Raw genomic sequence first — 24,084 nt, 5'->3', positions numbered from 1 at the left:
TGACTTTAAGATTGACAACAGGGAGGCATGAATTTCACTGAGCGCCAACTCACCACTAGGGAACAGCAGGTACTCTCAGCGATCGTGCAGCGCTACGTTGAGACAGCAGAACCTGTGGGGTCTAAGGTGTTGTCGGAAATTTACACCCTCAATGCCAGCCCCGCCACTATTCGCAGTGTTATGCACAATCTCGATCGCTGTGGGCTCCTTTACCAACCCCATACCTCTGCCGGGCGTGTACCCTCGGAATCGGGGTACCGGGTGTATGTAGATAGTTTGCTGCCCCCCTTGGAGGGACTAAAAGCTGAGTTAGAACGCTTTATGCTAGCACAATTGCCTCCCAGTCCCAGCAATGAACAGTTACTAGAGCAGGTTGCCCAACTGTTAGCCAAAATCTGCGGTTGTATTGCCATTGTCACTACCCCTGAACGTACTCCCGATCGTGTGCGCCAGGTGCAGTTAGTCTCCCTCGATGCCCAGAAAGCCCTGTTAATTTTAGTCACCTCCACCCTGCAAACGGACTCTGTACCTGTCGAGTTCAACAGCGAAATGGGAGACTTGCTAGAGGTACTCAACAATTTCCTCAATGCCCAGTTAAAAAATCGTTACTGTAACGCTCTCCTGCCAATCAACTGGGCAGATATTCGCTGTCAGGTTGAGGACCATATCCGCAGTCTGGAGAATTCCCTAGAAATGCTGGAGAAATCCTTTCACCAACCCAGCACCGTCAAGGTCAACGGCTTAAAGGAGCTATTGAAACAGCCGGAATTTTCCCAAGCCGAACAAATTCAACCGATCGTGGAGTTACTGGAGGAAGAGAAGGAAACAATTGTGCTGATGTTGCAGCAAAAAAGTAGCGAACCGACGGTCAAAATTGGCAAGGAGTTAGGCTTACCCCCCGTACAAAAATGCTCCCTAATTGCCAGTGGCTATCGCCAGGGGGATGCGCCTGGGGGGTGGATCGGCATTTTGGGACCAACGCGGTTACCCTACGAGCGGGGAATTGCCGCCGTGGAAGTGGCAGCGGAAATTTTGTCTACTAACTAGTCCTGGGCGGGTTCAAAGACTAGGGCAACACCGTTGATACAGTAACGTTTCCCTGTGGGCAAGGGACCATCATCAAAGACATGCCCCAGATGACCGCCGCAGTTAGCACAGTGGACTTCTATACGCACCATGAATAGGGAGCGATCAATACTGGTTTCAATTGCCCCTGGAATTGGCGCAAAGAAGCTGGGCCAACCTGTCCCACTGTTAAACTTAGTGTCGGAAGTGAATAAAGGAGCACCGCAGCCTGCGCATTTGTAGATACCTTTGGCGTAGTGTTTGTCTAGGGGGCTGGTGCCTGCCCGCTCTGTACCATGTTTCCGCAAAACTTGATAAGCCTCAGGGGAGAGAATTTGTTGCCACTCTTCCTCAGTTTTGGTGACAGGATAAGTCTTTTGTTCCATACCGGTTGCTTAACTTTTCTTCATTATACCTCCCCCTTCTCTCCTTTCCCTCTGCCCAAAGTTTAAGCTAGGGTGATTTCCCAGACTAGACGGGGAGTGACAAAGTTTGTAAGCCATTGTTTTGCTTGCTCCAATTTGTCTATCACTCTCTTCTCTCTTTTGTTTTGCCAGAGGATTTGTTGTAAATATTCCAATAGCCAGATTTGTGTATCTAGGTCATAGGTCTGGGCAATTTGTTTAGCAGTTGTCAAAGCAGGAATTAGCGGCAGGGGGAGATTGTGCAGGCTGGTTAATAATTCAGGGGGGATGGTTTGTAATTTTTGCCAAGCTTCGATCGCTTTTTGGGGGGAGCCACCGGCCAACTCAAGCACTGGTTCAGGTATCTCAGGGTAGCCTAACTGCTGGAGAACCGTTTGCACTTCCCGCCGCGCCAAAGGGGCAAAAGGAATAACTTGACAGCGGGAAACGATCGTGGGTAGAAGGGGTTGGGAGGAGATGAGAATGATTGTCCCTTTCCCTGGTTCTTCTAGGGTTTTTAGCAAGGCATTGGCGCTGGTTTCAGCCATGGTGTGGGCAGCGGTGATGATGACAAAGGAGCGGTCTGCCTGTAGGGGTGGATAGGAGAGAAAATCCGCGATCGAGCGTATCTGTTCAATTCTGATTTGCGCTTTGCCTCTAGTTGAGGTACCTGCTGCTTCTGTGATGGTAACTAGCTTACCTTTATCTTGATAGGTTGGTTCTAACCACAACACATCAGGATGATTGATGATTGATTTGTGCAAGTATGATTCCACAAAGGCTTTAGCTACTAAAGTTTTGCCAATCCCTTCACTGCCGAGAAAGAGATAAGCAGGGGCAATTCTGTTTTTGTGGAGAGCTGCTCTCAATAGAGCAATAGGCAGGGCATGACCAACAATCGCGGCAAATCTGTCTTGCATAACTCAGCTAAACATCTGGGGGCATCTTTCCCGCAGCGCTTCGTTCAATTCCGGTAAGCGATTGTACATCTCCACATACCATTCTCTTCTTTCGGTAAAGTGTTGACAAAGAAGACGGTTTTCCCGCACCCAGTGGTAGGCATTGTCAGCAATCCTGTGCCGTAGCTTGGCATTCTGAATTAACTCTGTTAGTTTTTCCCCAAATTCTTCCGCCGAATGATAGATCATACCCGTTATCCCTTCCACGATCGATTGGGCATACACGGTAGGGCTGGCAAGGGCTACTACCCCATGTCCTGCGTGTTCGAGAAATTTCAAATCCGATTTCATGCGATTGAATTGCGTGTCCTGCAGGGGGAGAATACCAATATCGCAAGTGTGTAAAATCTCCTGGTATTTTTCATAGGGCAAGAAGGGATGGAATTCCTTGCGGTTGGTAGCAAGGGCATCAAAAAACTGTCTGTCATGGATAACTTTTACATACACTTGTTTGTGGCGGGCGAGAATTTTGTTGAGGGTGGGCATAATTGGTTCCCAGTCCGCTTGACGATTGAGGGCACCAAAAAAGAGGTTGACAGAATAACCTTCTTTATACTCCCGTTTGGGGGGTAAATAGGTCAATTGATTACGAAAGACCTTGATATAGGGATTGTTAAACTGTTGCAGATGTTTAGCCAAGGATTCCGTACTAGTTTGAATACAGTGGGAACTCCAAAATAATAGGAATTTGTTGTCAGCATTTTCGGGCCAAAAATAGGGATCGTCATCGTGTTCTGCCACAATTAAGTAGCCCCTGTCCTTCAGCAATTTCTGCTTGTGAATATCCTGGGGATAGAGTAACAATGCCCGCTGCCAAATAAACACTTTGCATTCGTCGGGGGCAGCTAAATTTAGGGGGATGGACTGCCCTAACCGTACCTGATGGACACGGGTATTGATCAGTGTACGGCTAAACCGATCGGGGTCAAGCACGCGCACGCGATCGCAACCAATGGGAGCAGTAATACAGGTTTGGATGAGTAATTTAGGTTGCTTACAGGGTTGTTTTAAGGCACGGACAATTAAGTAAGGGGAAGCACTAAGATACTGGAATTCACTGAGAGAAATCTGTAGGAGATTAACTAGGGGGAGAATTTGTTGTAGAAATTGTTGGAAAGACTGTTGTTGGGGTGCTGGCAAGTCCTGGCGGATAATTTCATGTGTCATTAGTCCCAAGTCCCTAACCATCTGACAGATTTGTTGCGCACTATAGGTATGACCTGGTTCACTTTTACCCTCGATCGTCTTAATAATATGTTGCCAGCACTGGCTGTTGGCAAAGGGAAGAAAAATTTCTCCTTCCGGCTTGAGGTACTGCAGGTAAAAAGATAACTTCCCCTTGATGTCAGTTAAATCTGTACAAACGATCGCATCCAGGTTGGGCAGATCAATTAGTTCCTCTGTTACCTGGGCAAACTGACAGTCGGGATTAAAGGGCAGATATTTCTCTCGGAGTTCTGTCCGTCCTATTTCTAATATCTGCTTGGCATTGAGAGGTAAAACAGATAAGACAAACTCCAACACGTCAGTCATTAAAAGTCCACTCCCCGCTTTAAATCTACCCCCGCATTGGCATAGTGTTTGTGACAGACCATCTCAGAATGTACATCAGCCAAATCAAAATAAGCTGGTTGTTTGAGACATCTCCCTGTAATAATAATCTCTGTGTCTTTTGGTTTGCGCAGGAGGGTTTCACAAATTGGCTCAACGGGCAACAACTCCAAATCTACGGTGGGATTCAGTTCATCTAGGATAATCGTCTTGTACAAACCTGACAGGATAGCAGTCTGGGCAATTTCCCAGCCCCGTTGCGCTTCAATGTAGTCAATTTCCTGCTGTTGTCCCCGCCACACGATCGCGTCCCTGCCGCAGCGCTGATGATCCACCACATGGGGGTATGCCTGTTGCAATGCTTCAATTGCCGCATCTTCCGTGTAGCCCGTCCCCCCCTTCAACCACTGCATAATCAACACCCGGTGGGATTTGTCCCGACTAATACCTGTCCCGATCGCCTTCAACGACCGCCCCAATGCCGAGGTGCTCTTGCCCTTGCCATCCCCTGTGTAAATCTCAATCCCCGTGATGCCGTATTCCTTGGCGGTGGGATGCTCATGGGGACGCATTTCCGAATGGAGGTTGGCAATTTCCAGTAACTTGGCGGGGGCACCTCTCCCTGTCACAATCACTTCCATAAACTCAGGTTTGCGCTTGAGGTCTCCCACCACCCGATCGGTATCTAGTAAACCCAGGTCTAGGACAGGATTCAGTTCATCCAAGACAATCACGGAGTATAAACCCGAAGCCATTGCCCCCTTGGCGATGTCCCAACCCCGCTCTGCTTCCTCCCGGTCAAAGGGAATGATTGAATGGGCATCAAAATATTCCGATCGTCCCGTCCGCACGTGGTCAATCAGATGGGGGAAACCCTGTTGTAGAGCTTCAATAGCCGCATCCTCTGCGTATTCTCGTCCCGGTCCCTTCAAAAACCGCAGGAGTAAAATCCGTGTCTCCCTGCCCTCGGATACCATTCCTAAGCCCAAGGAGCGCAATACCACCCCCAAAGCCGCCTGGGACTTGCCCTTGCCCAAGCCATCGTAGACATGAATCTGCCCCACCGATCGTTGGGGTCGCGCCTGTGCAGTGACAATGCCAATCTGCCGTGCACCCATAATTCAGAATTTGATCCCTTCCACCGCCGTAAATAGTTTATGTCCTTTGACAAAGCCTTTGCCAGAGGAAACCCAAGGATAGGGCAAACTACGACATGGCTGCCATTCCTCCGCCCCGATCGCTGCTAATTGGGGCAATTCCGTACAGACAATTCCTAAAAACCCTGTCCGCAGCTCTGGTGTTTTCAGCACCACCATGGGCATTACCCCTTCCTTGCCACAAGCCCGCTGTCCCAGAATTACCGGAATTTCCTGCCCATTGTAGTAATTGAGTGCTCCCTTTCTGCCTGCTCTGATCGTTGCGGCCAACACCACCTCCTGCACCAAAGCAGCGGGCAACGCTAACAGCAAGTCATCGGAGTGGACTAACACCACCTTTTCCTTGATAGGGGGCAGCGGTGCAAACAGGCGGAAAGGTTCGGGCATTGGTTATACCCCCACACTTTGTTCCAGCAATTTTGCTACTTTTTCCAGTAATTCCGTCGTACCAAAACCCTTGGTTAAAAAGTCCGTTGCCCCCAAGCGCCGTGTCTCCCGTGACCACTCCTCTGCTAAGCGGGAGGATACCACCAAAATTGGCATAGTCATCTTTGCCTGGCGACAGTGGTCAATGAGGGTAAACCCGTCCATGTTAGGCATCTCAATGTCAGTGATGAGTAGAGCTGGTTGGGGATGGGACTGCAACCACTCCCAGGCTTCCAAACCATCGTTGCAGGTGATCACTTTGTAGCCCTGGGGTGTCAGACTACTTTCAATCCGCCGCCGCATCAGAGCTGCATCATCTACTACCACAATTTGAATGCCCTCCTCTTCTAGGGTCTCCGTCTCGGCAACATGGGCACTGATCATCGGCAAACCATCCTCAGTTAGATTGCCCAGCAGCGCATCCATCAAAGCATTGGCATCAATTACGGGAATCAGCTTACCATCGGGCATCAAACTGACCCCCAAAATACCGATCGGGCTGACCATCGGTGCCGGCAGGGAGTTAACCAACAATTCACTCTGTCCTACTAGGTTGTCAGCAATTAACCAAATGCCATCAGTACTGTCACTGCGCTTTGCCCGTACAGCGATAGCATTGGGTAGTATATGGCGAGGATTGCGGTCGCCCTGCCAATATTGGAAGAGGTCTAGAGCTGGCACCTGTCCCCGGTCTTCCTCGATTTCGTAGGAGTAGAGGCGATTTTCTGCCGGAGGCACGGGTCGCCACAACAGGTCATCTAGGAGCATAGTAGTAAATACTTCTGCCGTCGGCACAGCAAAGGTGCGGTCGCCTGTCTGCAATAGCATACAGCGCACAAATAGGTTGGGTACAGGGATTTGCATGGTAAAGGTTGTCCCTACCCCTACCTTGGTCTTTAAGCTCAACTGCCCCCCCATGGCAGCAATTTGGCTAGCCACTACGTCCATCCCCACACCCCGCCCGGAGATGTCGCTCACCGTCTTAGCGGATGTGAAGCCAGGTTGACAAATCACTGCCAGCAGTTTTTCGTTGGTGGAAGTGTCTGTGAGGGGTAACCCCTTAGACTCAGCAATGCTGCGGATTTTCTCTGGGTTGATCCCCCTGCCATCATCCTTCAATTCTAAGACAAACACACTGCCTCGCCGCAACAGGGACAGGTCAATGCGCCCTTGCCTGGGTTTGCCCAGTTTTTCCCGCTCCTCCGGTGGCTCTAAGCCGTGGTCGAAGGAGTTGCGAATCAGGTGTAGAAGGACTGGCTCTAAGTTGCGTAGGGTACCCGCATCTAATTCCAGTTTTTCTCCCACTACATAAAGGCGAGCGGGTTTGTTCATCCGCGTGGTCAAGTCCCGTAAAATCCCCCGCGCCCGAAATGCCAAACTCTCAAAGGGTACAAGTCTGCTCTCTTCTACTGTGCCCTGCAGGTTGCGCAAACTCTGTTCTAACCGCATCAAACTTTCACTGGTACGCCGCGCTGCTTCCCCTGTCTCTGACCCTAATTCTATGAGACGCAGGGTTGTCTCCAACAGCCGGTTGATGGCAGTATAGCCCTGACGATACCGCTCTAGTTTGACTCCCCCTTCTCCCCTAATACCGTCACTGTCCAACACGGCAAAGTCATCTTGTACTTCCCGCAACCGCGAAATGTACTGGGCACTTTCCTGGGCAAGAGTCACGATCGGTATCAAGTTCTTCTGCACAATCTGGTAAAAGCCCTGGGTGGCACGGGTTGCCATCAGCGTCTCCACCAAATACTGGGCAGAACGATCGAGTCTTTCCAAGGGTACGGGGATTTGAATATCAGCTACTGCTGGTTCTGGGGGTTTGGGCTGTTCTGTTGGCGGTGGAGCTTCAACGGGTTTAGGCGGCTCTGGCAACTTGCCACTGCGACGGGCACATTCTTTGAGGGATTTGAGGTAGGGGGGGAACTGCTCCTGCCAGGCTTTAGCACTGGCGTTGGCGATGATGCCCTTGCCCTCTAGGAGTAACTTTGTCCAGCCCTCTGCTAAGCCAATTTCTGTACCAACTTCTGCCAGTTGTTCTAGGCACTGGGTTGCCGTGGTCTGCATCTCAGGAGTAATAGCAGTTTCAGGCGTAAGCTGCTCAATCAGCATTTCCAAATCCAGCACCATCAAGTCAAAGCCCTGGTCAGCAAATTCCCGATGCAGGAGGACAGTCTCATCTAGTTCCTCTTTGTAGGACTCCTTGAATGTCTGGTGTAGGTCAAATATCCGTTCCACTGCCGCCAGCGGTACAGTGCTGTAGTCCATCTGCAGGGTGCCAATTAGGAGTTCCCCCGACTCCAGCAAGCCCGATCGTAAGTTCTCCAAAGGCGGAGCTTCATCCAGATTGCGCAGGTCTGATAGCCAATCCTCCAGGACTTTCGCCACCTGTAAAATGGGATTTGCCCCCACCGTTGCCGCTCCCCCTTTGATGGTATGGATGGCGCGATAGAGTTTCTGGATGTCTGTCTTCCAGGTGTCAGGACTGATCGCCTCTACAGTGGCAAAGTACTCTTGCAGGTATTTCTGGGTGTCAACATCAAACAGTGCCTTCAGTTCGGGGTCAACGGTTGTAACCGTACTAATGGGTGGTAGGTCAGGTTTGAGTCGCGGTGGAGTGGCTGCCTGGGGCAATTTACCGCCGTGCTTCGCTGCTGTCTTAAGGGATTTTAGGAGGGAGGGAATTTGCTCTAGCCATTCCGCTACGTGACCCCGCCCCAGAATTCCCATGCCTTCCTCAATCAGCCTGTCCCAGTCGCCGCTCAGCTTTAATTCCCTGCCTATGTCCGCTAACTGCTGCAAAACGCCTTGGTTGGCACTGATCATCTCGGCATCGATCGTTTGGTTGGGACGCAGCCCCTCGACACACATCTCCAAGTCCAATACCATCAGATCAAAGCCCTGCTCGGCGAATTCCTTTTGCATCAGGACTTCTTCGCTGAGTTGTTCGGCATACTGCTGTTTGAAATTGGCATGAAGACGGCTAATCTGCTCCACAGAGGCGGTGGGCTGTTCCCGACTCCCCATGCTGAGGGTGGCAATCAGTAGCTCGCCGCATTCCAGTAGAGAATCGCGTAGGTTGTCATCGATCGTGGGGGGGTCTTCCATACTGCGCAGGTCGGACAGCCAATCTTCCAGGACTTTGGCTACCTGTAAGATGGGATTTGCCCCCACTGTTGCTGCTCCCCCCTTGATTGTGTGAATAGCGCGGTAAATTTGCTGAATGTCTTTCTTCCAGGTTTCTGGGTTAAGTTGCTCCACCGTGGAAAAGTAAACCTGCAGATACTTTTGCGTATCCATGTCAAACAGTGCCCGCAGTTCGGGGTCAACGGGGCTGTCTGGTTCTACTGGGGGGGTAAAAATGACCGTCTCCTGCCCCGTAGTTGCTGGTGCTGCTTCTGCCACAACAGTGGGACTTACCTCTTCTAAACTGCTGGCTAGGTCTACTGGAATTTCTCCCACTTCTTCAGTAAACAGTCCCTCGATCTCCGCAGGAATTTCTTGCTCCTCTACTGTTTCGATCGGTACTGCCGCCGCAAACAAACTCTCCAACTGTTTTTGTTCTTCTTCCCCCTCTTCTTCCACTGCAAAGAGGTTGCCAAAACCCGTCGGCAGGTCATCTTCTTCTACAGGCAGGATTGTTATCTCCTGTTCTTCTTCTGGGAGGGCAAAGAGGTCGCTAAAGCCTGTCGGCAAGTCATCCTCTTCTACAGGTAGGATTGTCACCCCCTCTCCCTCTGCTGTAGATAAATCACCAAGCCCAGTTGATGCAGGTGTGACTATACTAAACTCTTTCTCCTGGGGCATTGTTTTACCACCGCCCCTGGCAGAGGTTTTCATCTGGGCAAGGAGTCTGGGAAATTCCTCTAGCCACAGGTCACGGCTGCGAGATATAGCTAGTTCCATCCCCCGCTGAATTAGTAGCCGCCACCCATCCCCCAGCTTGATCTCATCCCCCACATCCAAGAGCTGTTCCATTGTTGTCAAGGCTAATTCCACGATCGATTCGGGAATCTCCTGGGGCAAATCCTCAATTGCCATCTGTAAATCCAGCACCATCAAATCAAAGCCCTGGTCGGCAAATTCTTGGTGTAGCTGTCTCTCCTCATCCCAGTCCCCTAGACATCTCTCCTGGACAAATTCATGGAGAGATTGAATGCGCTCCTGGGCAAATGGATCGGGATGTTGATTTTCTACCGTCTGCCGTAGAATTTCCCCCAGCTCGATCAAAACTCCCTTTAACTCTGTCTCTAGGTTGGGGGGAGCTTCCTGTAAATACCGCAGTTCTGCTAGTACATTCTCGATCGCTTTTGCCGTCGTCAGGATTTCCTCTGCCCCGATCGTGGCGGCGCCCCCTTTGATGGTGTGGGCATCGCGGTAGAGCTGTTGGATGGACTCCCTCCAGTTGGCACGATCGATGTTCTCCGCCGTTCGGCTATAGCTGCGCAGACACTTGGCGTTGTCCTCTACAAACAATGTCCACAGTTCAGGGTCGATGGTAAACATAGGCTAGGTTTGGGCTGTCAGTAAAGGTTGCTTGTCGGGGGGCAGGCGGAAAAACCGCATACTCTCTAGGAGTTTTTGGGCAATTTCCCGCATCTGGCTAGCTTGGGCTCTGGTAACGTCCGATTGTTCTGCCGAACGCTGGGCAGCGGCTTCAATTTCTTTTATCGACTCAAAGCTGACGGCAATGGCTTGGGCAATGGCTTGGCTTGATTCTGTCACCGCCTCCCCTAGTTTTGCCAGCTCCTCCGTCACCGTCTTAATATTGACAAAAGCTTGGTTGGTCTCCTCCACACTGGCAGTAAAGGCAGACACCAGACTGCTTACGTCACTCACATCCTTATTGATCCCCGACACCACGATTTCAATAAACCCCGTGCGTTGTTGCAATAGGGCAAGACCTTGGCTGGTTTGGCTCGCCAGTTTATTCACTTGCCCCGCGATCGCTTCAAATTCCCGTGCCACACTAGCAAATTGGTCAGGTTCCCGCTGTTCCACTGCTCGCGCCGCCACCATAGAAGCATTCATCGCCAATACTTGGGTCAAAGAAGCCAACCGTTTTTGATCCTGCACGAATTGTTTTGCCAGGTCCACAAATTCACCTAAAGATTTAATCCTCTTTACCATTTCCTCCGTACCTGTCTGCAGGGTCTGAATAGAGGCGTTTAGTTCCACTACCTGGGCTTGCCCCTGCGCCACCGCTGCCTTGGCTGAGGCTAGCGCACTTTCCGTAGTCAGAGCCTGGTGGGATGCCCCCTGGGCCAGTTCATTGACGTTGATCATCCCCTGACTTGCCCGTTCCACCAGATGCAGCTGGTCTTGGGCGTTCTGTGCTACCGTCACTGCCAGCTCTTCTAGGGCTTCCGCACTGCGATTCACCTGTAATGCTGTTTGCACTACTGCCGCTACTGTGCGACACAGCTGCTCAATCAAACGGTTAAGGGTATCTGCCACCAGCCCCGTTGCTTGGTCACTTACCTCCGCCTCTACTGTCAAATTCCCCGCCTCTAGCTCCGATACCACCTCTAGCAGCTTGCCCACTTCTTCTTCCAATACCATTGTCTGGGCTTCGATCTGGGAGCGCGCGGCAATTTGGTCTGCCTGCCGTTGTTGAATGCTCTCTGCCATTTGGTTAAATACCTTTGCCAGTAACCCAATCTCATCGCGGCTGTCTATGTCCGATCGTTGGGCGTAGTCTCCATCAATATATTTCTGGGCAACCTGGCGCAACCTGTATAAGGGCACGGTAACGGTGCGTCCCAAGATAATGGCAATTGCTGCTCCCACGAAAATCAAAACAACTGCTAACAGAAAAACTACCCCACCAGTTTTGTCAATCAGGGTAATTACCGCTGTCTGGGGCTTACCCCGCACCAGCAGCCCCACTACTTCCCCCTGAAAGTCACGGAGGGGAGCATAGGCAATCGTGTAGGGTACGCCATTAAGTAGCACTTCCCCTGTCCCACTGTCCCCTTTCTGACCTACTAGAGTCGCTATTCCAGGGGGTAGACTGGCAACGATCGTGGTGTTTTGTGCCCCCTCCAGGAGGGAGCCTACTGCTACATTGTCCTTGCCCACTGTGATCAAGCTCATGCCATCGCCAATGCGACGATTGGTGCCATCCACAACTTCCAGTTCCTTTTCCCCTGCATCCATGAGATTGGCAAGCAGCACTACACCAATGAATTGGTTATCACGCTGGAGGGGTTTGGTATCATAGCGGACTAGTAACCGAGGGGTCAGAGTTTTTACTGCAGGCAACAGAGTAGTAATCCCTTGGGCTCCCTCTTCTACAAAGGAACTTTGGGGCTCTTCCTGATTGATAGTGCGACTAACTATTCCTGCGGGGTCATATTTGCTTCCCTTCGGCAAAGGCACTGTCGCCTGTACTACCTGACCCTGGGCATCCAATAAAACGGCATAGTCCAGATTGCGGCGGTCACGAATTTCATTGAGAATCAGTTTGAGACGGTCTAATCCCTTAGGGGTAAAGTTAGCTACTATCTCCCCTTCCTGCGGTAGTTCCCCCTTCTGCTCCGTTACCTCCCGTAACGTCAGCTCCAAAATCTGCAGCTCCGTAATTACCTGGTGGGTCAACTGCTCCTTCAAATTGTTCCTAATTAGACCGATCGTAATGCCAAATCCTATCACCGACAAAACGATCGTGCCCCCCAGGGCAATCCCTAGTCTGTAGATGATCGGCAGATTCTTCATCTTAGTTACCCTCCGGCAATAGCCCCACAGGCAGACGGAAGTAGCGAATTCCCTCTAGGAGTTTTTGTGCCAGTTCCCCCATACTCTCCGCTTGCACACGGGCATCGGCAGTCAGTTGCGCCGTCTGTTCTGCTAGGGTAGCAATTTCTGAGATATAGCGGGCTGTGGACTCTGCTGCCGCCACAATTTCGTTACTGGACTGGCTGACTTTGTGCCCTGTTGCTACCACCTCCACTGTTACTGCCTGCACATCATTGAAGGCCTTCTGGGACTTGTCTACCCCCTTGGTAAAGCCCTCTACCAAGCGACCTAATCCCTGCACCTCCGCATCGATCGCTGATACCACCGATTGAATTTGGGCTGTCCGTTGCTGCAGTACTCCTAAACCATCGTTGGTTTGGGTCGCCAGGGTGTTGACCTGACCAGCAATTGCCTCAAATTCCCGCGCCACCCCGATAAACTGTTTGGGGTCCCTCTGCTCGGCTGCCCGCGCTGCTACCAGCGTCGCGTTAATAGCCAGTACCTGGGTTAGAGAAGCAATCTGCCCTTGGTCTTGCACAAATTGTTCCGCTAGACCGACAAACTCTCCCAGGGTCTTCATTCTCTGGATAATTTTGACTGTCCCTTCCTGCAGCACACCGATCGCTTCCGTCAGAGATTGAATTGCCCCCCGTCCCTGTTCTACTGTGGCTTGAATAGTGGCTAGGGCTTGGCTAGATTCTCTGACCATCTCCGCCGAATTCTTCGCTAGTTGTGCTACCTGCTCTGTCAGTGCCCTACCTTGCACAACCGACTGGGCCTGGTTTTCCACATTTTCTGATACCGTACGGGCTACCTGTTGCAGTTCGTTTGCCCCATCTGCCACCTTTTGTGCCACTGCCAACACCCCGGCAATAACTTCTGCCAATTGCTCCCGCAGGCGGTTGAGGGTATCTGCCACTAGACCCGTAGCGCGGTCGCTCACCTCCGCTTGCACTGTTAAATCCCCATCCTCTAGGGCGGAGACCACATCCAGCAAACCGCCAATCTCTGTCTCTAGGTATTCCGCTTCCCGCTCCTGGTCTTCCCTGAGTTTTTGCCGCTCTTCCTGGCGAATAGCATCAGCTATCTGCTCCTTCAGCTCCTCTTCCCGCAGGCTAATTGACTGCAACACCCGCGCTACTGCCAACTGCAACTGCCCTAGTTCATCCTCATCCCTGGTACTAAGTGGTATAGTCACCCCCTTCTCTAACTTGCTACAGGCATCCAGCAACACCTGCAAACGGCTACGCAAATCCAAGACAAATACCGCTGCCGTCAAGCCTGCCACTACTACCAACACCACCAAGGTGAAGAAGATAGTCTGACCCATGCCACCCCCGATCGCGCTTTCTGGCACCTCCGCTACCACTGCCCAGCCTGTCTCCCCCAAGGGGACATAAGCCCACTGCGACCCACTGCTACTTAGGCTCTGCCTGCTGTCCTTTGGCAATCTTTTGACGACTTCGGGTAACTTAGGTATATCTTGGAAACTGAGTTGCGGCGGATTGGCACTGTCAGAGTAGGCGTAGAGTAAATTTTTCTCACTCTTGGTGTCAAGCACTGCCACCCTAGCAGGTATATCCTTACTGGCAGGTAGGACTGTTCTGATCTTTTTTAACTTCTCAAGTAAAGACTTGTCTGCTACACTACTTGTTACATCATCTAAACTCTGAGCCTCTACAGCCTTTTCGTACAGCTGCCGCACTGTCTCCGCCTTCTGCAAAACTTCCCCCCCCTCCAAAGCAACTTGCGCTGCTGCCTGTTCCGCCAATCCCATCAGCTTGTTGATACTGCTCTCCCGCCGACTGTTAAACACAACAAAGCTAAGTCCTGCGGCGGTAACAATAGCGGGAATGAGTAAATATCCAAATACTTTTACCCCCAGGGAACGATTGGCAGGTACCTTAGCCAAACTGGGGGCAGGAATGGCACGCTTGTACTTCTTGGTTGCTTCCGTGAGTGTCGTGGTCATAGCATCATCCGTTACTAGTTGAGGACATATCCATCGGTCAGGCTCCCGCCCGCCAGCGCTGGGGTAGCCAGTGGCTCCCCTTGAGTTGCTCTAATATTTCTTCTAGCGGGAGATAGTCGTACTTCGTCTCCTGCAGCCGCTGCTGGGAGGTGCTACCCATAATCCGATCGACAATCAATCCCACCCCAAATAGTTCCGGCAACGCCTTGGACAAACGGATCACTGGTAACTGCCCCGGCAACAGTACATTCTGGTCCTGTAAATAGAGATGGCGCAGGGAGAGCAGGGGTACAATTTTGCCCTGGTGTTGCGTTATCCCCACTATGCAGGGAGCATAGAAGGGCAAGCGCATGACATAACTGCGATCGAGCACTAGCACATCCAAAACATAGTAGTCAGGACAAAGTAGAACTTTCTGCCCTAGCCCCGCCATGACGTACCGATCGGCTCTGAGGGGGGAGACCATTACCTACATCCCCAACTTCTGCAGCGCCCCCTGCAGGGATTCCTTACTCACGGGTTTTGGCAAATAGTCATCTGCCCCCCGCTTGATCCCATACTCAATCTCCAGCTTCGTTTTTTTGGTGGAACAGAGAATCACATACTGTTTGGCAGTTTCCGCATTAGCCCTCAGGTTGCGCAGAAACTTGTAGCCATCTTCATCCGGCATGACAATGTCCAGGAATACAGCTGTATAGTTACCCTTGGCAATCTTGGGCAGTGCCCCCTCTGTCGTCTCTGCTGTGTCTACCTCATGACCCATTTCCTGGAGCATCTTGCTGAGGAGTTGCCGTTCTGTAGCACCGTCATCGATGATTAAGAAGTGACCCATACTCGTTCCTAACTACCACTCCAACATAAAAGCATAGACTGTTTTTACCCTAGATCAAAATATCTGTGGGCAGGGGAGCCACCTCCCGCAGCACATCCCGCAGCTGGGTACGGAAGGTTTCCGCATCTTCAGGGGAACGGGGCTTACCAATAAATTTACAATTTGCCCACTTTGCCCTGACGTTATTCGCCATGTTATTTTCTGCTGTCACCAGTACGAGAGGTGTATTAGCTAGACTAGGCTGGCGGCGAATTTGTTTGATCAGCTCAAACCCGTTCAAACCAGGCATATTTATGTCCAAAAACACCACTGCTGGATTGAAAGCTAGCATCTGCTGCGTCGCATCTAGGGCATTTTCCGTCAGCCGCACCTGGTAACCCCAGCTCGTCAATAAATCCCGAAACTGGCGCAACAACACAGGGGAATCATCTACCACAAACACCCGTGGTCCCGTGGCTTCTGGCTCTGGCGGAGCAGCTTCCACTCCCCTTAACTGCTCGATCGCACTACCACTCAGGCGCTTGAGGGGCAGAATTTCCACAATTTTGTTAGTTGCCAGCTTATCTAGGAGGACTGCTGTGCGCCAAATGGGTTGCTTGAACTGATTAGCAATCTCACTGATACGATGTTGACCAGTGGTCACTTTCGCAAAAAGAGGGAAGTTATCATTGCCTACCCGTGCCAGTAGCCCCCCTGCATCCAGGAGCTGCACCTTTTGGTAAGGGTGGCGCACATGCTCAAAATCCTGCCACCGTTTGACTTCTTTGTTCACCTCTGCCTCTAGGGTGTTAAACTGCCACACGGGCAAATCTGCTGGGATGTTGGGATAGGGCTGCCAGATAAATGTATACTTGTCCTCTAAAAACAAAGCCAGGAGGTCATCCATAATAATATCTCGTACTGACTCCTTGGTTTCCTCTGGACAGCGCTTGTACAGTTGCAACACTAAACTCAAGGACACCATTTTGGTGGGGTGCTGCTCCATTGTTAATCGTTCGGAAGCGGCGCGAATACCGTGGTTGCGTAGCTTGCTATTGAAGGTGGCAATTGCCTGCTCCTCTTCTTCCATCAACACAATACCACCCCTCTGAAGAAGTAGTTTCCAGCGAAAGTGGGGACTTTCCACATGTAGTACCCCACTAGAACGTACCATAACTCTTGTGGCGGCAAGGAGGATGAGGAGAGAAGCGTCCCGAACTGGTTCGCCTGGTCGCAGCTGCCCACGGTTGCTCGGAAGGGAGGTATTCATAACATTGCTCGATCGGGTCTCCTTAGTAACTCTTTTACCACATCCTGCACCCCTGATAAACTATTATAGGGGAGTTTCAGTGCTAGGCAGAGGTACCAGTTCTTGTAAAATTTGTCTGAGTTGGGCACGGAATTCGGTAGTCTCGTTCTGGCTGCGGGGTTTGGCTAAAAAGCGGCACTTAGCCCACTTGGCACGCATGGAGTTGGCAAAATTGCTTTCAGCAGTAACTAACACGATCGGGATAGTGGCAAGGGAAGGCTGGCGACGAATCTGGGCAATCAACTCAAAGCCATTCAACCCTGGCATGTTTATGTCCAAAAATATCAACTCTGGGGGGTGCAACAGCATTTTCTCAATAGCGAGGGTAGCATTTTCCGTCACATCTACTTGATAGCCCCAGTGGGTCAGAAGGTCACCAAATTGCTTCAGGAGTACGGGGGAGTCATCCACCAGATGGATACGGGGCACTTGGCTTAGGGCGAGTTCATAGCTGCGGCGGTCACTGTCCAGGTCACTTTCGCCACTGCGGATAGTGAGGGGCAATATGGCAACTAAGCGTCTCTCTGCTAGTTTGTCAAAGCGCAGAGCAGTACGAGTCAGACTCTGCTTAAATTCATCGGCAATTTCGGTGAGACGGTGTTGACCTGTAGTCACTTTGGCAAATAGGGGGACATGGACAAGGGTAGTTTCATCATCGATTAATTGCACCTTTTGAAAGGGGTGACGGACGTAGGTAAACTCTTTCCACTGCAGTTCCGCATTTTTGACTGTCTCGAAGAGGGAGTTCAAAGACCAGATGGGGAAGGTAATATTGACACTAGCGGGGCTGGGTTGCCAGAGGAGGGAAAAGCGGTTTTCCAGGGTGATGGCGAGGAGGTTCTCAAACTGAATTTCCCGCAGAACAGTGCGCACTGCCTCTGGTTCCCTGTTGTACACTTCACTGACGTAGTTACACAGACTAAAACCTGTCAGCTTGAGTTGCTCCCATTCCCCCTGAGGAACCTTGACTTTGTGGGCACGGAGTTTACGACAAAAGGTAGGGATAAACTGATCCTCCTCCTCCGCCAGGGCTATACTGCCGCCACTAATAATCAACCGCCACCGATGGTGAGGTGTCTCCAACAGCAAAATACCTTGGGTCTTGGTGATGATGTGCAGTGCCACCATCAGGTTTTCTAGGGGCACTTCCTTAATAACTTTGCCGACGGGAAGATTTGCTATCACTGTCTTTCCTCGCTTATGCTTAATTTGTAAGGTACATCAACTCTCCAAACTGCATGCCTAAACCAGCCACCAGTAACATTATGTCTCATTCTTTCCCTCCCCAATTTAACCCCCAAGACTTAGAACGTGGCCTTTACCAGCTGGCTTCTGCCCGCAGGCAAGGTTTGGATCAGGAACTTCCCTTGCCCAACACCGACCACGCAGCAACTATGCAACGATCGGGGCATTTTTCCCACTACAGACTGACTTTCTACCATCAGGGCAAGAGGGGGAATACCTATGGCGCGATTTTTGAGCTGACTAGTGAGGTAAATAACCCGTGTCATGAATCCTGATTTGGTAGAGGTAGTGCGTTGGGCATGGGAGAAAGCGCAAAGGCACAATTGTAAGGTTTTAGTAAATTATACGGAAAACTATACCATAGGGGATGTCATCAGTTTTGTAGCAGCGCAAAGGACGGACAAGCGGTTTATTTGGCAAAGGGGAAAACACTATCTGGCGGGGGGGGGACAGTTATGGGCGTTGGCGGGGGGCGGATTACAGGATTGGCGACACTCAATTGAGGCACTGACAGGGCAGTGGCAGGGGTCCTGTCCGCCCTACTGGATAGGGTATCTGTCTTTTAGGCAGGGAGGGGAGTCCTGCTTGTGGTTGCCCCAATGGCTAGTGAAGGATGAGCAGTTGTTGCTGTGGGAATGGGTATTGCCCAGAAGCAGTTGGCAGACAGTGGTGGAGCGCTTGCAGTCGCGCTTAAAACTGCTCCGCCAAGGGGTAGCTAAAAAGTTGACAGTGGGGGGTGGCTCTGCCCAGGTTGTGGTCAATGACTTTGTGCCCTGGTGCCAAATTGTCAAGCAGGCTTTGGCAGCAATAGAGCGGGAGGAGTTGGTAAAAGTGGTGCTGTCCAGGGCAGTGGAGGTGGTAGGTACTGAGCCTTTTTGTCCCTTTGGTTTGTTGCAGCAACTGGGGGCAGTCAGCGAGGATTGTACACTGTTTCTCCTGGAGGGCAAGGGGGGCAGAACGTTTGTAGGAGCAACGCCGGAGATGTTGTTGCAATTTCGCTGGCAACAAGACCGCCTATGGTTGAGCAGTGATGCCCTAGCTGGTTCGAGTAGGCGCGGGGAGGCTCTGTTGCAAAGTAAAAAGGATATGCAGGAACACCAAATTGTCATCGACTCTATTCTGTCTGCCTATCGATCGGTGGGGGCAGCGGTGGCAGATATTCCTTCCCCCCGCATCAAGGAGTTGCGAGATTTGCAACATCTTTATACTCCCCTTCAGGGGCAGTGGCTAACTACATCTTGGCTGGATGTTTTTCAACTGTTGGCGGCGCTCCACCCAACCGCAGCTGTGGGGGGCAAACCCAAAGATAGAGCATTGCAATTTATCGCCCAGGGTGAGCCTTGGGACAGGGAGAGCTATGCTGCTCCCATTGGTTGGGTCAATGGATGGGGGGAGGGGGAGTTTGCTGTGGCCATCCGATCGGGCTATGTCAGTGGCAATCGGGTCAAGTTGTTTGCGGGGGCAGGAATTGTGCGGGATTCCCAAGTAGAAAAGGAATGGGAGGAAACTAATCTCAAGTTGTTGGGGATGTTACGGGCGTTGGGTCTGGCAGAGTGACGACAATTACGGGAATGGGACTGGCTTCAAGGACTGCCTGGGACACAGAACCCACTAAAGCACTGTGCTGCCCCTTGCCCATGATGATTTCGTCCACACCATACTCCTGGGCAGTACGCAGAATCACTTCAGGGACGACCCCATAGGGAGTAATCAATTGATAGCGAATGTCGCCCAGATTGCTCTCCAGCCAAGGGGTGAGAATAGCTTCGTAGTTCGTTCCTTCCTGGGGTACATGGAGGACAATCACTCTGCCATCAGCGCGGCGGGCAAGTTCCGCGGTTTTAGCCAGCACGATCGGGGTCACCTCCGACAAATCCACGGCGCAGAGGAAGGTAACTTTGCGATTGACCGCAACTTTAGTGGGGTCAACTTCTCCTTTTTGCAGGAGACGGGGCGCAAATGTGGGAATTGCCCAGGCACCTAGGGGAGCAGTGACCAAAATGGAGAGGGCAGCCAGGGCAAGCATAGTATCACCGCCCCTAATGCCGTAACTGAGAGGGATAGCTCCCAACGCCGCTTGTACTGTCGCTTTAGCGGAATTGGCTGGTAACAAAAAAAGACGCTCCCGCCAGTTCCAGTTACTGCCCTGGGTAGAGAGCCACCAGCCTAACCCCCGTCCCACCAGGGTACTGACCAGCAGTAGAACAATGCCCGACAGAAATACTTTGCCCAGAATAGATAAATCAATTGCTGTCCCTAAAAAGACAAACAAAAATATCTCCGCTACTGTCCACAAACTGTCAAACCCCGATCGAATTGTCCGAGCTAGGGGTCGGTCTAACTCAATCAGGAAAAACCCCAATGCCATCACCGCTAAATAGCCAGAATAGAAGGGGAATTTTTCCGCAGCAATAACCAAACCCAGGGCAAAACAAAAAGTAACGATTGTTTCCTGTACTACATTTTCTGCCCAGCGCTGGCGGGATAGCAGGAACACCACCATACGGGCAACTATATAACCTAAACCTATGCCCAGCCCAATTTGCCCTATCACTTGGATAGGTAAAACCTGCCAACTCGTCAATGTAATTCCCCCTGGCAGCACCAGGTTCCCTTGGTCCGATCGGGTTAAAATGCCCAGCAGCAGGTTAAATACTAACAACAACAGTACGTCAGATAAGGCACTACCAGTTAAAATGGCATCGGGAATCCCCTTTTCTACCCCCCAGCCCAAACTTTTCAGGCGCAGCATACCAGGGACAATCACAGCAGGGGATTCTGCTCCTATAATGCATCCCAAGAGTAAGCCGTTGAGCCAGTCAAATTGAAATAAAGCTACGGCAATAATGCCTACGACAATCGCTTCTAAGGTAGCGGGTAAAAAACCTAAACGGAGGGCAACCGTTCCCTGTTGGACTAGCTTTTCTGCATCTAACCCCAGACCTGCCTTCATCAAGATAATACAAACCGCCACTATCCTTAAATCGCGAGCAGCAGCAATCACCGCGGGGTCAATCAAGGATTGTAAAAATATGCCCACAATGATCATGGCAAAGAGGGGTGGCAACCCCGATCGTCTCGCAATTTGTCCCCCTAGAAACCCCAAACCCAAAATCAGGAGAACACTAGCTAGCATTAGCTGTTACTAACTCTTCCCCCCTGGTTGCCGCCAAAGTCTGTTGGGCTATTTTGCGTCCTTCCGTTTGCAGAAATTGCAGAAAAGTTTGGGCAATCACCGAAATTTGTTTGCCCGCAATGTGACAGACATACCATTGATTTTGAATGGGGAAATGCTCCACATCTAAAATAGCTAATTGCCCCGAAGCCCCCTCCAAAGCCAAGGTGTGCAGGGATAATACGGAAACACCCATGCCCCCTGCCATCGCCTGTTTGATCGCTTCATTACTGTCAAATTCCATCTTAATATTAATAGTGAGACCATATTGGTCAAATAACTTTTGCACACTGCGTCTGGTATAGGAACCCGCTTCCCGCATGATAAAAGATTCCTGCGCCAGGCGCTCTAGGGGAATATTTCTTTCTTTCACCAGGGGATGGTCCCGGTGGGCAAGTACCACGAGGGGATTCTCAATAAAGTGATAGGACTGCAACTCTAACTGGGGTGGGACATGACTCATAATGTAGAGGTCGTCCCGATTTTCCTGGATGCGATCGACTAAGCGGTCATGGTTGGTGACGTTCAAGGAGACCTGAATCCCAGGGTAGCGGTGGCAAAAGGGACCCAATAGACGGGGAATGACATAGTTAGCAGTGGTAACAACCCCCAACTTCAATCGCCCCTGCTTCATGCCCTTCATGTCCGCTACCTTCATCTCGAACTCTGCCAGTTCCTCAAAAATACGATTGCAAGTGGCGTAGAGGTCTTCCCCCGCATCCGTCAAAAATAGACGTTTGCCTACCTGCTCAAATAGAGGTAATCCCACTGCTTTGCTCAATTGTTTAATCTGCATCGATACAGTGGGCTGGGTCAAAAATAACTCCTCTGCCGCTCTGGTAAAACTGCGATGCCTCGCTGCCACTTCAAAAACCTGCAACTGATGGAGGGTGGCATGATGCAAAATTTGTCCCTCGGAGTATGGTGCCATAGATAATTAGTTATGAATAGTGGTCAATTTGCTCCAATTTTATTATAGATGGGTGCTGCTGTCAGTTCTTCTGCCGCTGCCCACAGGTCTGCCTTAATGCAGTCGGGTTGATGCAGAGCCAGTTGGTGCTCGTTACGTATGCCTGAGAGGATAGCGATCGTTTTTATCCCGTACCGTTTGCCGGCGATTATATCGGCTTCTGTATCCCCCACAATCCACTGTTCTTCCACGGGGGGGAGGGTGGCAATGGCTTTTTCCATCAGTTTGGGTTTGTCCTTGGTATCGCCGGTTTTTTTGTAGTCATCCCTGAGGCAGAAAATGTGATCGGTGGCGAAAAATCTGCCCAAGTTGAACTGATTGAGGATGGGGAATAATTCCTTTTGGCGGCGCATAGTCATTACCGCTAAGTCAAAGCCATGGGCTTGTAACCTTTCCAGAGCAGGGATAGCAAAATCGTATAACCGATCGTACTTAAAGAAAGGCTCGGAATGGACTGTTTCACTGCGCAGGCGGGCAAAGTCCTCTGCTTGTCCTGGCAAAGTCAGACCCGATTCCCAGCCAATTTTCCACTCTGGTACCTGTGCCCGTTTGGCTGACCAGAACTCTTCCTTGGTCATTTGCACGATCGGTTGCTGGGGCAGGCGTACCTGGTGCAGGCAGTAGAGATAGACTTGGTAGTACCGTTCTGACACATCCATCAAAGGACCATCGAAATCAGTAAATAGGCGTTTAGAATTCTGCCGTGGGTTCTTCATCTTCTCCTGTTTCGTCCTCTACACTAGTTTTGGTAACAGAGATAATGGCACCCTCACTAATTTGTTGCCTGACCTGGTCTTCGATTTCCTGGCACACCGCGGGATTGGTTTCCAGGAACTTGATGGCATTGTCTCTGCCTTGGGCGATGTTTTCGCCTTTGTAACTATACCAAGCTCCCTTACGGCTGACAATCTTCAATTCCTCGGCTAAATCTAGCACGCAACCTTTGGTGGAAATGCCCTTGCCAAAGATAATGTCAAACTCAGCAATACGAAAGGGGGGAGCAACTTTGTTTTTTGCCACCTTCACTCTCACCCTAATCCCATATTCCTCATTCCCTTTCTTAAGGGTTTCTTTGCGGCGAATATCCAGGCGCACGGAGGCATAGAATTTCAGGGCTGTACCGCCTGTGGTGGTCTCATTGGGCCCGTAGCCCACGGTACCAATTTTTTGCCGTAACTGGTTGAGAAACACCACAATACAGTTAGACTGGGCGATGTTGCCGGTAATTTTCCGCAATGCCTGGCTCATCAGGCGTGCCTGGAGACCGACATGGGCATCTCCCATCTCCCCTTCAATTTCTGCCCTGGGCACCAATGCTGCTACCGAGTCCACTGCAATTATATCCACTGCCATCGATCGCACTAACTGATCGACGATTTCTAAGGCCATTTCCCCATTGTCAGGCTGGGAGACAATCAAATTTGCCACATCTACCCCCAGGCGCTCGGCATAGACGGGGTCAAGGGCGTGTTCAGCATCCACAAAGGCTGCTGTGCCTCCCTGGCGCTGTATCTCCGCAATGGCATGGAGAACCAAGGTAGTTTTGCCAGAGCTTTCGGGTCCGTAGATTTCCACGATGCGCCCCTTGGGATAGCCACCCCCCAAGGCCAGGTCAAGGGTCAGGGCACCACTGGACACAGTTTCTACTACCATTTGTTTAGCGTCCCCTAGGCGCATGATTGCCCCCTTGCCAAATTCCTTCTCAATTTTTTCTAGGACTTGGTTGAGGGCTTTCTGCCGATCATTATCTGGTTCTTTACGGGGGGAGGAGTTTTTGGAGAGAGGGCGTGCCATAAACTGCCGAGACAAATCGTCTCTAAATTGTCGCACATAGGTTAAAATTCTCCTACCCACGGTGGCAAGCTTATGGCTAATCTCAAATCTTTCTTGGAATCCTGTGCTGACCTCGGTTTAGTCCGCTTAATTTGTACCAATGGGGGAGCAGTCCTGGAGGTGCGCACGGTCATCCAAAAACTGTACTATGTTGAACTTCCCAAGGGCAAATATGCCAACATGCACACGGAGGATTTTGAATTTCACCTCAATATCGATCGCATCAAAACTGTCAAATTTGAGCAGGGGGAGGCTAAGCGGGGCAACTTTCCAACCTACATCATTCGCCTCTTAAATGCACAGGGGGAACCAGACCTGAGTATTTTTCTACAGTGGGGTAAACCAGGGGAGTATGCCCCAGGACAGATTGAGCATTGGCAGAAACTAAAAGAAGAGTATGGGGAGGTATGGGAACCTGAGCCCCTCACAGCAATCTAGAGCAAAGAAGGATTTTTATCTGCAATTACCC

General features: G+C 51.0%; 20 protein-coding genes. 4 read left to right on the top strand and 16 right to left on the bottom strand.

Annotation, left to right across the window (positions count from 1 at the left end; all coding sequences use genetic code 11):
• Positions 1-27: 27 nt before the first annotated feature.
• Positions 28-1,047, top strand: coding sequence for a heat-inducible transcriptional repressor HrcA (gene hrcA / locus NZM01_09845; GenBank protein ID MCS6960335.1), 1,020 nt, complete (start codon positions 28-30; stop codon positions 1,045-1,047).
• Here the strand turns inward: hrcA and msrB are convergent.
• The 12 genes from msrB to NZM01_09785 all read right to left on the bottom strand — a co-directional run bounded on the left by msrB (position 1,044) and on the right by NZM01_09785 (position 17,577).
• Positions 1,044-1,451, bottom strand: coding sequence for a peptide-methionine (R)-S-oxide reductase MsrB (msrB, locus tag NZM01_09840; protein MCS6960334.1), 408 nt, complete (start codon positions 1,449-1,451; stop codon positions 1,044-1,046). The genes hrcA and msrB overlap by 4 nt on opposite strands.
• Positions 1,452-1,513: 62 nt before the next feature.
• A complete protein-coding gene (locus tag NZM01_09835) occupies positions 1,514-2,389 on the bottom strand; it encodes a DNA polymerase III subunit delta' (protein ID MCS6960333.1) in 876 nt (291 codons plus the stop codon).
• Between the two features lie 3 nt (positions 2,390-2,392).
• The gene (locus tag NZM01_09830; protein MCS6960332.1) at positions 2,393-3,961 is read right to left on the bottom strand and encodes a glycosyltransferase; all 1,569 of its coding nucleotides are present in this window, start codon (positions 3,959-3,961) and stop codon (positions 2,393-2,395) included.
• Positions 3,961-5,097: a cob(I)yrinic acid a,c-diamide adenosyltransferase gene (locus tag NZM01_09825; protein ID MCS6960331.1), complete on the bottom strand. Its 1,137-nt coding sequence runs from the start codon at positions 5,095-5,097 to the stop codon at positions 3,961-3,963. The genes NZM01_09830 and NZM01_09825 overlap by 1 nt, the downstream gene beginning before the upstream one ends.
• Before the next feature lie 3 nt (positions 5,098-5,100).
• Positions 5,101-5,523 (bottom strand): hypothetical protein, encoded by a 423-nt coding sequence (locus NZM01_09820; GenBank protein ID MCS6960330.1) that lies wholly within the window; start codon positions 5,521-5,523, stop codon positions 5,101-5,103.
• A 3-nt stretch (positions 5,524-5,526) separates the two neighbouring features.
• Positions 5,527-10,068, bottom strand: a complete 4,542-nt coding sequence (locus NZM01_09815) for an Hpt domain-containing protein (GenBank protein ID MCS6960329.1) — start codon at positions 10,066-10,068, stop codon at positions 5,527-5,529.
• A 3-nt stretch (positions 10,069-10,071) separates the two neighbouring features.
• Positions 10,072-12,279, bottom strand: coding sequence for a HAMP domain-containing protein (locus NZM01_09810; GenBank protein MCS6960328.1), 2,208 nt, complete (start codon positions 12,277-12,279; stop codon positions 10,072-10,074).
• Between the two features lies 1 nt (position 12,280).
• Positions 12,281-14,272, bottom strand: a complete 1,992-nt coding sequence (locus tag NZM01_09805; GenBank protein MCS6960327.1) for a methyl-accepting chemotaxis protein — start codon at positions 14,270-14,272, stop codon at positions 12,281-12,283.
• Between the two features lie 37 nt (positions 14,273-14,309).
• Positions 14,310-14,738 carry a hypothetical protein gene (locus tag NZM01_09800; GenBank protein ID MCS6960326.1) on the bottom strand — a complete coding sequence of 143 codons (429 nt, stop codon included), beginning with the start codon at positions 14,736-14,738 and terminating at the stop codon, positions 14,310-14,312.
• 3 nt (positions 14,739-14,741) lie between these two features.
• On the bottom strand, positions 14,742-15,104 hold the full coding sequence (locus tag NZM01_09795; protein ID MCS6960325.1) for a response regulator: 363 nt from the start codon (positions 15,102-15,104) through the stop codon (positions 14,742-14,744).
• A 49-nt stretch (positions 15,105-15,153) separates the two neighbouring features.
• The gene (locus NZM01_09790; GenBank protein MCS6960324.1) at positions 15,154-16,353 is read right to left on the bottom strand and encodes a response regulator; all 1,200 of its coding nucleotides are present in this window, start codon (positions 16,351-16,353) and stop codon (positions 15,154-15,156) included.
• Positions 16,354-16,416: 63 nt separating this feature from the next.
• Positions 16,417-17,577, bottom strand: a complete 1,161-nt coding sequence (locus NZM01_09785; protein ID MCS6960323.1) for a response regulator — start codon at positions 17,575-17,577, stop codon at positions 16,417-16,419.
• 80 nt (positions 17,578-17,657) lie between these two features.
• Between NZM01_09785 and NZM01_09780 the strand changes: the two genes are divergently transcribed.
• Together NZM01_09780 and NZM01_09775 are read left to right on the top strand one after the other, a co-directional pair.
• Positions 17,658-17,912, top strand: a complete 255-nt coding sequence (locus NZM01_09780) for a hypothetical protein (GenBank protein ID MCS6960322.1) — start codon at positions 17,658-17,660, stop codon at positions 17,910-17,912.
• Positions 17,902-19,194, top strand: coding sequence for an isochorismate synthase (locus NZM01_09775; protein ID MCS6960321.1), 1,293 nt, complete (start codon positions 17,902-17,904; stop codon positions 19,192-19,194). The genes NZM01_09780 and NZM01_09775 overlap by 11 nt, the downstream gene beginning before the upstream one ends.
• Here NZM01_09775 and NZM01_09770 read toward each other — a convergent pair.
• Genes NZM01_09770 through recA form a run of 4 tightly spaced genes read right to left on the bottom strand, consistent with a single transcriptional unit; the run spans position 19,151 to position 23,576 of the window.
• Positions 19,151-20,773, bottom strand: a complete 1,623-nt coding sequence (locus NZM01_09770) for a cation:proton antiporter (protein MCS6960320.1) — start codon at positions 20,771-20,773, stop codon at positions 19,151-19,153. The two genes, NZM01_09775 and NZM01_09770, sit on opposite strands and share 44 nt — an antisense overlap.
• On the bottom strand, positions 20,763-21,716 hold the full coding sequence (locus tag NZM01_09765; protein MCS6960319.1) for a LysR substrate-binding domain-containing protein: 954 nt from the start codon (positions 21,714-21,716) through the stop codon (positions 20,763-20,765). Before NZM01_09765 ends, NZM01_09770 begins: the two co-directional genes overlap by 11 nt.
• A gap of 50 nt (positions 21,717-21,766) precedes the next feature.
• Positions 21,767-22,498 (bottom strand): HAD family hydrolase, encoded by a 732-nt coding sequence (locus tag NZM01_09760; protein MCS6960318.1) that lies wholly within the window; start codon positions 22,496-22,498, stop codon positions 21,767-21,769.
• Positions 22,473-23,576, bottom strand: coding sequence for a recombinase RecA (recA, locus tag NZM01_09755; GenBank protein ID MCS6960317.1), 1,104 nt, complete (start codon positions 23,574-23,576; stop codon positions 22,473-22,475). The genes NZM01_09760 and recA overlap by 26 nt, the downstream gene beginning before the upstream one ends.
• Before the next feature lie 72 nt (positions 23,577-23,648).
• Between recA and NZM01_09750 the strand changes: the two genes are divergently transcribed.
• Positions 23,649-24,053, top strand: a complete 405-nt coding sequence (locus NZM01_09750; protein ID MCS6960316.1) for a hemin-degrading factor — start codon at positions 23,649-23,651, stop codon at positions 24,051-24,053.
• Positions 24,054-24,084: the final 31 nt, after the last annotated feature.

The sequence above is a fragment of the Pseudanabaenaceae cyanobacterium SKYG29 genome, from assembly GCA_025055675.1.
GTDB lineage: Bacteria > Cyanobacteriota > Cyanobacteriia > Pseudanabaenales > Pseudanabaenaceae > M5B4.
Note: the sequence above shows the minus strand (reverse complement) of the source record. Positions and strands in the feature narration are given on the sequence as shown.